The following is a 12,342-nucleotide window of genomic DNA, read 5'->3' on the forward strand; positions in this document are numbered from 1 at the left end:
GAAAAAAAATGAAAAGAGCCTTACAAATTGGAAATATCATTGCCTTTGTGGCAACTGTTTTGGTCAATTATGCCTCAAACACAGGAGCTATCAACAACACCACGATTGGAGCGGTTTCAGAATCACTTACCACCCTCTTCACACCAGCGGGTTACGCCTTTGCTATTTGGGGAGTGATCTATCTTCTTCTTTTCGGGTTTATTGTGTATCAAAGCAGAAGTCTCTTTACAACCGTTAGGGACGACGCTTTTATTTTAAAGACAGGTTGGTGGTTTGTACTTTCTTGTATAGCAAATTGCCTTTGGGTGATCTTTTGGTTATACGGTTATATCAATTTTTCTGTACTGTGCATATTTGTCCTGTTATACTCCTTGATCCGTATCGTACTTAACAACGATATGGAGCTGTGGGATGCGCCTATATCTGTCATTGCCTTCCTGTGGTGGCCTTTTGTGATCTACAGCGGCTGGGTAACAGTAGCGAGTATTGCGAATGTTTCGGCTTATCTCGTAAAAATAGGATGGGAAGGTTTTGGATTTTCCGAAAGCACTTGGGCAATTATCATGATCTGCATTGCAGGGTGTATCAATCTCTGGGTCACCTGGAGCCGTAATATGCGCGAATTCGCCCTAGTAGGCGTTTGGGCCTTAGCGGCAATCGCCGTAGCGAATTGGGGCGCTCATGAAGAAGTTTCATATACTGCCATTCTTGTAGCAACCGTACTTTTTGGGAGCAGCAGTATACACGGATTTAAAAATCGCGATACTAGCCCTATTATCAAATATTCTCAATACCGAAAACGTTCATGATAGCCCAACAAAAAGACCGCTTTGATCTCGATCCGGATCACATATACCTCAACGGTGCCTACATGTCACCTCAATTAAGATCGGTAACACAGATCGGAATTGAAAATCTTAAAAAGAAGAACCGCCCTTACGAGATCTCTGAAGCCGATTTCTTTTCAGAAAAGAGGGTATTGAAAGAACGATTTGCGCAACTAATTAGCGCTCCCGATCCGGAAGCGATTGCCATCATCCCGTCTGTTTCGTACGGGATTGCCAATGTGATACGAAATATTACTTTTGAAAAAGGTGATGAGATCATACTCCTTCAGGAACAATTTCCCAGTAACTATTATGCCTGGAAGCAACTCGAGGCCTCTCATGGCGTACTGGTCAAGATAGTTACTGCACCGGCTGTGGAAACAGGCAGGGCCGAGCGTTGGAACGAAGCTTTAGTGGAAGCTGTTACAGAAAGAACAAAAGTAGTTGCCGTGCCTCATGTTCATTGGGCCGACGGGACCTTATTTAATCTCTCCCTGCTTCGAAAACGCACCAACGAGGTAAACGCCTATCTCATTGTGGATGGCACTCAAAGTGTAGGTGCCTTGCCTTTTTCGGTGCAAGATATCGCTCCCGATGCTCTCATTAGCGGTGGCTATAAATGGTTATTAGGAGCGTATGGTTTGGGAGTCGCTTACTATGGGGAGCGCTTCTATGAGGGGATCCCCATCGAGAATAATTGGATGAACCATGAAGGCAGTGAGAATTTCTCCAATCTCGTGAATTATAACGAACGCTTTAAAGCCAAGGCTACGCGTTTCGATGTAGGCGAATCGAGTAATTTTATATTGGTGCCAATGCTTTCAGAAGGTATTCGTCAGTTATTGGAATGGACCCCGGAAGTCATTCAGGACTATTGCAGGAATATCACGAAAGATGTTTTGAAAACGCTTCCGAAGAAGTATTTTTATATTGAAGATCCCAAATTCAGAGCGCAGCATCTCTTCGGAATCTATACCAAAGGTGAATTGTCCATCCCTAATTTGAAGCAACGTATCGCGGCTCAAAATATCTCGGTTTCCTATCGTGGAAAAGCGATTCGCGTCTCCCCGAATGTGTACAATACCGAGGACGATTTACAGCAATTAATATCCTGTTTACGCAGCGCTGTAAACTGAATTACACCATCCCCTTGATATCATTCCCCCATGTAGGATAGGCAAATATCATGGCCTTTAAATGCTCCGGCTTCAATTTACCGCAAAGTGCCAATACAAATAAATTGATCATTTCGGCAGCGTGAGGTGCAATAATATGTGCCCCAAGAATGAGATCGCCCTTGGTATCGACAATGGTCTTATAGGCATAAACATCTGCATTGATTCGTTTGGCATTGTACCAATGCGGTACACTTTTGTATTCCACCCGAATGTCGTAACCTTTATCTTTTGCTTCAGCTTCTGTGAGTCCGATACTCGCCAACTGCGGAATGGTGAACACCACCGAAGGTACCGGCGGAAAATCCATTTTGGTAGTATTCCCTTTTATAATATTGAAGCTCACAACGCGCGCCTCCTGGGAAGACGTAGGGGTTAGTGCTAAGGACCCGCTCGCAGAAACATCTCCGCAAGCATATACGTTGGGATTGGTCGTGTTTTGTAGAAACGCATTCACGGAAACACCGCCCTTTTCGTATGCAACGTTCCCCTTTTCGAGCGCAAGTGCTGCAATAGACGGTACTCTTCCGGCGGTGTTAAATACCATTCGGGTTTTAAGGGACTGCTTTTTTCCGTTCTTCTGAAAATGGACACGGTAATTCTTTCGTAGTTTTTCCACGGCAGTTACTTCAGCATTGAAAACAAAATCGATCCCCAATGCTTCCGAAGCTTTTGTAAGATGTTCCACAATGTCTCCTTCAAAAGGTGTCAAAGGTCGCTCTTTGAATTCTATGACGGTCACCTTTACCCCACAGCGTGCCGCAATGTGTGCAAATTCCATCCCAATGTAGCCGGCACCCACGAACACCATACTTTCCGGAAGCACAGCCAATTCTAGAAAGTCATCGCTTACTTGAAGGTGTTCTCTTCCGGGGATCTTCAATTCTAAAGGCTGTTGCCCCGTTGCGATCACGATCTTCTTTGCTTTTACGGCCTTTCCTTCCACCGAAAGTGTTTGTTCATCTATAAAAACCGGCGATTGATGATACATGGTTATTCCTGCCTTGCGCAGGGCTTTTTCTGTACTCGCAGGGACAGCATCTGTAAAACCGGCTTTGAAATTTTGCACCTCCTGCCAGTCGATCTTGGGCACAGAAGTAATGCCTTTCCCGGTAAGATTCTTCGTTATATGCAAAGCTTCCGTGATCCCCACCAGCACCTTTTTCGGATCGCAACCGCGATTAGCACAGGTGCCGCCAAATTCTCGGTTGTCGGCAATGGCGACGGTCATTCCTTCCGCAGCACAATCGTATGCAACACTCTTTCCGGCTGTGCCGGTACCAATGACAAAAACGTCAAATTCCTTTATACTCATTTTTTAAAAGTAGGGAATGCCTCTTGAGAATAGTGTTAGTAAAATGATAAATATTCTTTTGAACTTGTAAATAAAAAGCGGAACACCCTATCTTTGCCGACCATGAGTAAAGCACTCGTCTCTACCCTTTTTTCACAGTCTTCGGCCACCCGAAAACTGGAGGAAGCTATTGCCCGTTCTCAAGCAAGAACCGAAATTACCGGTCTGGTAGGTTCAGCAACATCTTTAGTGATCGCGACTGCATTTAAAGCAACAGAACTCCCTTTTTTGGTTATTCTGAATGACAAGGAAGAAGCCGCCTATCACCTCAATGATCTGGAAAATTTGTTAGGCGATCAGAATGTATTGTTCTATCCCGGAAGCTACCGCAGACCGTATCAAATAGAAGAGACCGATAACGCCAATGTGTTGCTTCGTTCGGAAGTGCTCAACCGTATCAACTCACGAAAGAAACCAGCGCTTATCGTTACTTATCCCGAAGCCTTGTTCGAAAAGGTGGTCACCAGAAAGGAACTGGAAAGGAACACGCTTAAGATCGCCTTGAACGACACCCTATCCATCGATTTTGTGAATGAAGTGCTCTTTGCCTATCATTTTAAGCGCGCCGATTTTGTCACAGAACCGGGGGAGTTCTCCGTACGTGGTGGGATCCTGGACGTTTTCTCTTTTAGTAATGATGAGCCGTATCGCATTGAATTTTTTGGAGATGAGGTCGACAGTATCCGTACGTTCGATGTGGAGACTCAACTTTCACTGGAACAGGTAAAAAAGATCTCCATTATTCCCAATGTGGAAAATAAGAGGATGGATGAAAGCGCAACCTCCTTGAGTGTACGGGAGAGTTTTTTAGATTATATCGCTTCCAAAACGGTTGTTTTTCTGAAAAATGAAGAGCTGCTAAGCAACAGCATCGATACGCTCTTTCAAAAAGCTGCGGTAGCCTATCAAGAAACGAAAGGCGAAATCAAACAAAGTGAACCCCAGGAGCTATTTTGTACATCGGGCCTCTTGAATGAGCAATTGAAGAGGTTTACTAACGTAGTGATTTCGACCGGGAAAAGTCCTGCAACTAACGGTTTGATAGGTTTTCATACAAGGCCGCAGCCTTCCTTCAATAAACAATTCAATCTTCTTATTGAGGATTTGAACACCAAAGCTTCTAATGGGTATACCAATTATATATTTTGCAGCAGTGAACAACAAGCGCAACGCTTCCATGACATCTTTGAGGATGCTCAACAAAAAGTAGCGCATTTTGAAACGGTGGTCTTCCCATTGTATCAAGGCTTTATTGATGATGACAACAAAGTGGTTTGTTACACAGACCATCAAATCTTTGAGCGCTATCATAAATTTCAGCTTAAGAACGGATATGCCAAGAAACAGGCGATCACACTCAAGGAACTCACCAATCTTGAAGTAGGCGATTACGTTACCCATATTGACCACGGAATAGGCAAGTTTGGGGGGTTGCAAAAAATAGATGTTGAAGGCAAACAACAGGAAGCTATAAAGCTTATTTATGGAGAACGCGATATTTTGTACCTCAGCATCCATTCGCTTCATAAGATCTCAAAATACAATGGTAAGGACGGTACGGCTCCTAAAATCTATAAATTAGGAAGTGCCGCATGGAAAAAACTGAAGCAAAAAACCAAGACGCGCGTTAAGGAAATTGCTTTCAATTTGATTGAACTTTACGCAAAACGACGATTACAGAAAGGGTTTGCCTTTGACCCTGATTCCTATCTGCAATTGGAACTGGAGTCCTCGTTTCTGTACGAAGATACGCCGGACCAAGTGACTGCAACAGAGGATGTGAAGCGCGACATGGAGAACGAGCGACCCATGGACCGTCTTGTATGCGGGGATGTAGGCTTCGGAAAGACCGAAGTAGCCATACGTGCAGCCTTTAAAGCGGTCGATAACGGAAAGCAGGTAGCTGTCCTTGTGCCTACTACGATTCTGGCCTTTCAGCACCACAAGACCTTTTCGGAACGTTTGGCAGAAATGCCCGTTCGGGTGGATTATCTCAATCGTTTTCGTACCGCGAAAGAACGTCGTACAGTTCTGGAAGACCTTAAAAACGGAACCCTGGATATTGTGATCGGCACGCACCAGCTCGTAAACAAAACGGTGCAGTTCAAAGATCTTGGATTGCTTATTATTGACGAGGAACAGAAATTTGGAGTTGCAGTTAAAGATAAATTGAAGACCATAAAAGAGAATGTAGATACCTTAACGCTTACGGCAACGCCCATTCCAAGAACGCTTCAGTTTAGTTTAATGGCCGCGCGTGACCTTTCGGTCATCACCACACCCCCTCCCAACCGCTATCCGGTCGAGACCCATGTGATACGTTTTTCCGAAGAAACCATACGAGACGCCATACGCTACGAGATCTCACGTGGCGGTCAAGTTTTCTTTGTACACAATCGCATTGAAAATATTAAAGAAGTAGCAGGTATGATACAACGCCTGGTCCCCGATGCCAAGCTGGGCATAGGGCACGGCCAAATGGATGGCAAGAAGCTTGAAAACCTCATGCTTGCCTTTATGAACAATGAGTTTGATGTGTTGGTCTCTACGACCATTATTGAAAGTGGTCTGGACGTCCCTAATGCGAACACTATTTTTATCAACAATGCCAATAATTTTGGTCTTTCCGACCTCCACCAGATGCGTGGGCGTGTAGGGCGAAGCAATAAGAAAGCTTTTTGTTATTTTATCACGCCACCCTATTCGGCCATGACAGATGATGCCCGAAAGCGCATTACCGCGCTGGAGCAGTTTAGCGAATTGGGCAGCGGTCTAAACATCGCCATGAAGGATCTTGAGATCCGTGGCGCAGGCGATCTTCTGGGTGGTGAACAAAGCGGTTTTATCAATGAGATTGGTTTTGAAACCTACCAAAAGATCCTTTCAGAAGCGATCGACGAGCTAAAAGAAAAAGAGTTTAAAGACCTGTATGCCGGCACCGAACATGAGAAAAAGAATTTTGTGAAAGAAGTGGTCATCGACACCGACTTCGAATTGCTCTTCCCGGACGATTATGTAAATAATATTACCGAACGACTCAACCTCTACACCAAGCTCAATGAGTTGAAAACTGAAAGAGATCTGCAACAATTTGAGCGTGACGTGATCGATAGGTTTGGTCCGCTTCCGGAAGAAGCACAAGATTTGCTGGATAGTGTTCGAATCAAATGGGCTGCTATCGCCATGGGACTAGAGCGGGTGGTTTTGAAAAAAGGTAAAATGGTAGGTTACTTTGTAAGGGATCAACAAAGTGCGTATTACCAAAGCGCGAATTTTGGTAAAGTATTGCAATATGTGCAAAGTCATTCGCAAACTGTAAAGATGAAGGAAAAGGAAACCCGAAATGGATTACGGTTGTTATTAACCTTCGATCGTATTACTTCGGTAGAAAAGGCATTAAAGACTTTCGAATCTTTTTCGGTTTAATTCCTTCCACAAAACAAATGTCGGGTGAATGTCGGGTGAAATTCTCCTAAAAATATTGCAGTATATTTACTCCTATCGTACTATTGCTTCATAAATTTTACACAGATGAAACAACCCGAACTTGGTCAGAAAATTTTGGAACTGCGCAGGCAAAAAGGGCTTACTCAAGAAGAACTGGTTGAGCAGTGCAACATCAATGTGCGAACCATTCAACGCATTGAAGCCGGGGAAGTGACCCCAAGAAGTTTCACCTTAAAAACAATTCTGAATGCCTTAGGTGAAAATTTGGAAAATCTAAACGACCCTCCTTCCCATGAAGAGAATTTTATACATAGAGAGGTTGGGGTTTCAGCATTTTATATAAAACTGGCCTGGATTAGCGGACTTATTTATTTTCTTTCAGGATTTGTGGAATTTGCCGTGGACTATGCACGGTTTTATGAAAATGAACTTATTCTATCTCCGGCAGCATATATAAGCATGAAATTCATTGTGATGCTGGCGTACATCTATTTTATGTGGGGATTTGTTATTAGCGGGAGCCTCTTCAATAACTATTTATTGAAAATAGGCGCCTATTTCTTGATAGGTACCACGATCCTGTTTTATGGTTACGATATGGCATCCCTGTATTTTGAACCGTTCTATATGGAATATGTTTTGGTAACACAATCCATTTTTCGCGGGATTGGAAGTTTTATCTTTGGATTCGCACTACTCCGTCTGCATAAACCCATGGGGATAGTGCCACAGATAGCCGGAGGCTTGGAAATTGCAAGCGGTGTATTTTTTATACTTATTTTTACGGTATTACTCGGATTAATATTCTTGATCCCTGCCTTGCTTCTGCAGATCGTTCTGCTCTATAAAATTGAATCATTCATTAAAATGAAGGCACCAGAACATCTGGTGAGCTAAATTGTAAAGGATTTTTAATTAAAAGTACCGGTGTTAAAAATGATAGAATGCATTTTCAAAATGCTGGATCTTTGCAACCTTTTCATTTTTTAACACCGCAATAATGTCAAAACGAACTTCCTGGTCAAGCTCATTGCTAATCATGTATTCGTTTGCGGCCTTAACCAATAGTTTAATTTTATTTTTTGTGACAAATTCCTGCGGATCCCCAAAAAAATCGCTGTTTCGGGTCTTTACCTCCACCATCACAACGGTATCTGCCTCCTTTTGTGCAACAATATCGATCTCAGCCTTGTCAAATACAAAATTTCGCTCCAAAATCGCATAGCCGTTGCGCAGCAAGTGTTCTACTGCCAGTTGCTCTCCAATCTTTCCAAGTTCGTTGTGTGTGGCCATAGTACTGCCCGCAAAGGCAAGAATGCTTTTTAGATGAAACTCAATGTTATTTTATTATTTGTGATAACAAGATCTACTTCTCTTCCCAAAACCAAGGCTCTGTTATCTTCTATATGTCCCGACGGAAAATTAAAACAAACAGGATAGTCGTATTCGGAAACGGCTTCCCGTATGATTTCTTCTGCGGTTTGCCCAAAAGGTACCGAATTATCATTCATATCGCTCATTCCTCCAACGATCAAACCGGCCAAATGCCCCAACATTCCATTTCTCTTTAAATTCTGAAGCATCCTGTCGATATGATATAAATACTCGTCTAAGTCTTCAAGAAACAGGATCTTGTCCAGTGTATCTATTGCTGAAGCACTTCCGCAGAGAGAATAAAGTATCGATAGATTTCCACCAACCAGTTGCGCTTTCGCCCTGCCGGGACGGTTTAAGGACTCTTCCGAAGCATATGCAATGGAGTACTCCTTTCCAAAAAGTACCTCGCGAATACTTTGTCGGGATGTTTCAGACCTCTTTTCAATATTCAACGGCATTTGAGCGTGCAGCGTTTCGATCCCCATCTTGTGAATGTGCGAATGTAAGACCGTAATATCGCTGTAGCCAATGATCCATTTAGGGTTTTTTTTAAATGCTGAAAAATCCAAGCTGTCGATAATGCGTACCGTTCCGTAGCCACCCCGGGCACACCAGATCGCTTTTACGGAAGGGTCATTCAACGCCCACTGAAGGTCTGCCGCGCGAATTTCATCATTTCCGGCAAATTGATTGGCTTCGGCACCTATACTCTTCCCTAAAACAGCCTCGAGATCCCATTTTTTTAGAAGGTCCAAGGCAGGATCCAATTCTTTCTCTGTTATTTTACGGGCGGTTGACACGATAGCAACCCGATCACCGGGGGACAAATATTGAGGTGTTTGCATGTGTTAAAATTACTTTTCCGTGCAATTAATCGACAAACTTTTTAGTTAAAATTATACATGATTGGACTCAAAAGGCTATAATTCAGTATTTTTAGAAGCCTCAAACCTGCAAAACCTATCGCCTATGGAAACGATTGCTACCTTCTCCTGCAATGCGTCGACCCTTATTCCTTACGTTCCCAGCGGAGCCAATCCTTGGAACACCGGTAAAGTAAAACATGCTTTTAAACGCCTAGGTTTTGGTGCCCCGCAACCGGAAATAGATGCTGTTTTGGCTATGAGCCCAGGGGATTTTATCGATTCCTTGGTCGATACCGCCGCCGGCCTGCCTGTGACCCCGGCACCCGTTTGGGGGTATTATGCCGTGAGTGATTTCACCAATTACGAAGCTGAAAATAATCAATACATCGAAGATTGGCGTGTACAGACCGGCAACGATTTCATTTCAGAAAAACTGCGAGGCAGACTCACCTTTTTTTGGGCCAATCATTTTGTCACAGAACTCGAAACCTATTTTTACGCCCCTTATTTGTTTCAGTATTACAACACTCTACAAACCCACTGTCTGGGTAATTTCAAGGATTTTGTACAAGCTATAGGGATCAACTCCACCATGCTCGTGTATCTTAACGGGTTTGAGAATACCAATAACAACCCCAATGAGAATTATGCCCGCGAACTCTTCGAACTGTTCACACTGGGAGAGGGCAACGGCTACACCGAAACCGATATCACCGAAACATCCCGAGCCTTGACAGGATATAATCACTGGAGCGAACCTGGAGCTGCCATCTATTTTGATGCGATCACGCACGATGCGGGAAACAAGACCATTTTCGGACAAACAGGGCCATGGGGTTATGAGGACGTAATCAACATCCTGTTTCAGGAGCGCAGTACAGAGATCGCTACAAACATTTGTAGAAAACTCTATAAATTCTTTGTGAGTCCAGATGTGGACGCCATAGTAGAACAGAATGTTATTATTCCGCTTGCCCAAACCTTTGTCACGAATAATTTCGAATTGGTACCCGTTTTAAAACAATTGTTTAAAAGTGAACATTTTTTTGATGAACGCGTGCTGGGAGTTGTGATTAAAAGCCCATTCGACGTCATGTTCACCTTCGCGAACGAGACAGGTTTTTTCTACGACGATTCCATCATGGATGCTTTTATCTATTATGCGGGACTTATGGGCCAAGAACTCTTTGATCCGCCGGATGTTTCAGGCTGGCAAAGGGATGAGACCTGGATCAATACGTCCACACTCACCGGCCGATGGCAACTCATGGAAGTATATCTGGATTATCTTTTCTACAATGGGTACGACTTTACATTTACCGATCTCGCAAGAGACCTGACTAACGACAGCAATGATCCTGATTTTATCACGCAAGTACTGGTAGACCATTTTATGGCCAAACCTTTGCATTCGCTAGGTGATTATGCGATCGCAACCACCATTTTCAAGTGGGAGATCCCTCAAAATTACTATGACGATGGTATCTGGAACCTCAGCTGGTCCGAGGCGCCCTATCAAGTCTTCCTGCTGTTAAAGCATATTGCTCGCATGCCCGAATTTCAACTTAAATAACTACTGCTATGTGTGATCATGACCATATCCCTAAAAGTCCTTCTGCTTCAAAGAAAGATAAAAAGGTTCACGAACAAGAGCATGCTACCTGGAACCGACGTTCCTTTATACAAGCTTTGGGACTCGCGGGCGCCGGCGGCATGGTACTTGCCAATAGTGCTGTGTCGGCTTCAAAGCCGTCTCCGCTTTCCGTAGCCTTATCTCAAAGTGAGAATGAAAATATTCTGGTTCTTATACGACTAAAAGGAGGGAACGACGGCCTCAATACCGTTGTCCCTGTTTACGATTATGCAACATACGCAAACCTTCGCCCAACCATTAAACATAACACCTCGGACCTGTTCAATCTAAATGCAGATTTCGCCCTTCCTAACTATATGAACAGTTTGCAGTCGGTTTGGGGTGACGGGAATATGAAAGTGATCCACGGCGTGGGTTATCCGCAACAGAATTTGTCCCATTTTCGTTCTTCGGAAATCTGGGCTTCTACAGACGATATTAATTTTGAGCCCACCGGTTGGTGGGGTCGTTATTTTGAAGACCTGTATCCCGATTACCTCATCAATCCACCCGAAACACCTCCGGCAGTACAAATTGGAAGCTTAGGCAACCTCATCTTTGACGGGGTAAATAGTAATTATGCCTTTTCGGTCGCAAATCCTGCCCAGTTGGCCAATGTAGCACAAAACGGAAGTTTGCACGATGTCCTCGACATCCCGGATTGCGTATACGGCGATAAACTTCTCTTTATGCGGGCTACTGCCAATACCACCTTTACGTATGCCGGCGTGATCAACGATGCCTATATGGCCTCGAACAACGATGTCGCTTATGCCGATGAACAATTGGCAAATCAACTGGCGATCGTTGCACGAATGATCAAAGGAGGATTGGGCACCAAAGTATATATGGTGACCCTTGGTAGTTTCGACACCCATGCCAATCAGGTGAACGACCATAGAACCCTATTGGAAGATCTTGCGGATTCGATGAAGAATTTCTTTGACGACCTCTCGGCCACGGGAATGCAGAACAATGTGTTGGCCATGACCATTTCCGAATTTGGGCGTCGCCCTTACGAGAATGGTTCCAACGGGACAGATCACGGTGCTGCTTCTCCGGTAATGCTGTTCGGGCCCGGCTTGAACGGTAGCGGATTTGTAGGGGAACATCCGGATTTGAGTGTGTGGGACAACAATGACAACCTCCTTCCTTCAACCGATTTTCGCGATGTGTATTCCACCGTTTTAACCGATTGGTTCTGTCTGGATCCTTCGGTAGTGAGTACCATCTTACTCAATCAAACGTACGAGCATCTCGATCTGGGACTCTCCTGCGAGAGCTTGTCTGTTACAGACTTTGGTAATACAACACGTCTGTCGCATGCGGGTGTCTACCAAAATGACCGTACCTACATCGAGCTTCACATGCCCGCTACGGCCCATGTGGATATCAAACTCTATGATATAACCGGAAGAGAAATAGCCACACTGAAGAATGAGATACTATTTTCGGGGAGGCATCGTATCGATGTGAAAGCTGCGGTTAAGGGCAGAATGAGTTACGGCCAGTATCTGTACCGAATCGCTTTGGGAGGTCAATTTTACAGTGCATCCCTAATTATTAAATAGTAGTAAGAAGGCTTCGGAAAGACTTTAAGAACAGAAGACTTTTCTCTTTACAGATAACCGCTTCCGAAGATAAAATCCTTATTTTTGTGCTG

General features: G+C 44.0%; 9 protein-coding genes. 6 read left to right on the forward strand and 3 right to left on the reverse strand.

From position 1 onward, the window contains the following. Window positions 1-8: 8 nt before the first annotated feature. Both JS40_RS08425 and JS40_RS08430 read left to right on the forward strand, forming a co-directional pair. A complete protein-coding gene (locus JS40_RS08425; protein ID WP_034259854.1) occupies window positions 9-809 on the forward strand; it encodes a hypothetical protein in 801 nt (266 codons plus the stop codon). Further along, window positions 806-1,963 (forward strand): aminotransferase class V-fold PLP-dependent enzyme, encoded by a 1,158-nt coding sequence (locus JS40_RS08430; protein WP_034259856.1) that lies wholly within the window; start codon window positions 806-808, stop codon window positions 1,961-1,963. Before JS40_RS08425 ends, JS40_RS08430 begins: the two co-directional genes overlap by 4 nt. Window position 1,964: 1 nt before the next feature. Here the strand turns inward: JS40_RS08430 and JS40_RS08435 are convergent, their stop codons facing one another. Further along, entirely contained in the window at window positions 1,965-3,317 is a 1,353-nt protein-coding gene (locus tag JS40_RS08435; RefSeq protein ID WP_034259858.1) for a dihydrolipoyl dehydrogenase family protein, read from the reverse strand. Window positions 3,318-3,419: 102 nt separating this feature from the next. Between JS40_RS08435 and mfd the strand changes: the two genes are divergently transcribed. Next, on the forward strand, window positions 3,420-6,782 hold the full coding sequence (gene mfd, locus JS40_RS08440; protein WP_034259860.1) for a transcription-repair coupling factor: 3,363 nt from the start codon (window positions 3,420-3,422) through the stop codon (window positions 6,780-6,782). Window positions 6,783-6,887: 105 nt separating this feature from the next. Next, window positions 6,888-7,700, forward strand: a complete 813-nt coding sequence (locus JS40_RS14825) for a helix-turn-helix domain-containing protein (RefSeq protein WP_051957536.1) — start codon at window positions 6,888-6,890, stop codon at window positions 7,698-7,700. Between the two features lie 33 nt (window positions 7,701-7,733). On the opposite strand, the gene JS40_RS08450 is transcribed toward JS40_RS14825, so the two are convergent. Both JS40_RS08450 and JS40_RS08455 read right to left on the reverse strand, forming a co-directional pair. After that, complete coding sequence (locus JS40_RS08450) at window positions 7,734-8,096, reverse strand: YraN family protein (RefSeq protein WP_034259862.1); 363 nt, start codon at window positions 8,094-8,096, stop codon at window positions 7,734-7,736. A 29-nt stretch (window positions 8,097-8,125) separates the two neighbouring features. Continuing rightward, window positions 8,126-9,025 (reverse strand): S66 peptidase family protein, encoded by a 900-nt coding sequence (locus JS40_RS08455; protein ID WP_034259865.1) that lies wholly within the window; start codon window positions 9,023-9,025, stop codon window positions 8,126-8,128. 124 nt (window positions 9,026-9,149) lie between these two features. On the opposite strand from JS40_RS08455, the gene JS40_RS08460 reads away from it, so the two are divergent. Together JS40_RS08460 and JS40_RS08465 are read left to right on the forward strand one after the other, a co-directional pair. Then, window positions 9,150-10,619 (forward strand): DUF1800 domain-containing protein, encoded by a 1,470-nt coding sequence (locus tag JS40_RS08460; RefSeq protein WP_034259867.1) that lies wholly within the window; start codon window positions 9,150-9,152, stop codon window positions 10,617-10,619. 8 nt (window positions 10,620-10,627) lie between these two features. Further along, complete coding sequence (locus JS40_RS08465; protein ID WP_034259868.1) at window positions 10,628-12,250, forward strand: DUF1501 domain-containing protein; 1,623 nt, start codon at window positions 10,628-10,630, stop codon at window positions 12,248-12,250. The last annotated feature ends 92 nt before the right edge of the window (window positions 12,251-12,342 follow it).

The sequence above is a fragment of the Altibacter lentus genome (assembly GCF_000746845.1).
Classification (GTDB): Bacteria; Bacteroidota; Bacteroidia; order Flavobacteriales; family Flavobacteriaceae; genus Altibacter; species Altibacter lentus.

Bases quoted from the DNA above. Each gene is read 5' to 3' on its own strand.
- JS40_RS08425 (WP_034259854.1), top strand. From the start codon at position 9: ATGAAAAGAGCCTTACAAATTGGAAATATCATTGCCTTTGTGGCAACT.
- JS40_RS08430 (WP_034259856.1), top strand. From the start codon at position 806: ATGATAGCCCAACAAAAAGACCGCTTTGATCTCGATCCGGATCACATA.
- JS40_RS08435 (WP_034259858.1), bottom strand. From the start codon at position 3,317: ATGAGTATAAAGGAATTTGACGTTTTTGTCATTGGTACCGGCACAGCC.
- mfd (WP_034259860.1), top strand. From the start codon at position 3,420: ATGAGTAAAGCACTCGTCTCTACCCTTTTTTCACAGTCTTCGGCCACC.
- JS40_RS14825 (WP_051957536.1), top strand. From the start codon at position 6,888: ATGAAACAACCCGAACTTGGTCAGAAAATTTTGGAACTGCGCAGGCAA.
- JS40_RS08450 (WP_034259862.1), bottom strand. From the start codon at position 8,096: ATGGCCACACACAACGAACTTGGAAAGATTGGAGAGCAACTGGCAGTA.
- JS40_RS08455 (WP_034259865.1), bottom strand. From the start codon at position 9,025: ATGCAAACACCTCAATATTTGTCCCCCGGTGATCGGGTTGCTATCGTG.
- JS40_RS08460 (WP_034259867.1), top strand. From the start codon at position 9,150: ATGGAAACGATTGCTACCTTCTCCTGCAATGCGTCGACCCTTATTCCT.
- JS40_RS08465 (WP_034259868.1), top strand. From the start codon at position 10,628: ATGTGTGATCATGACCATATCCCTAAAAGTCCTTCTGCTTCAAAGAAA.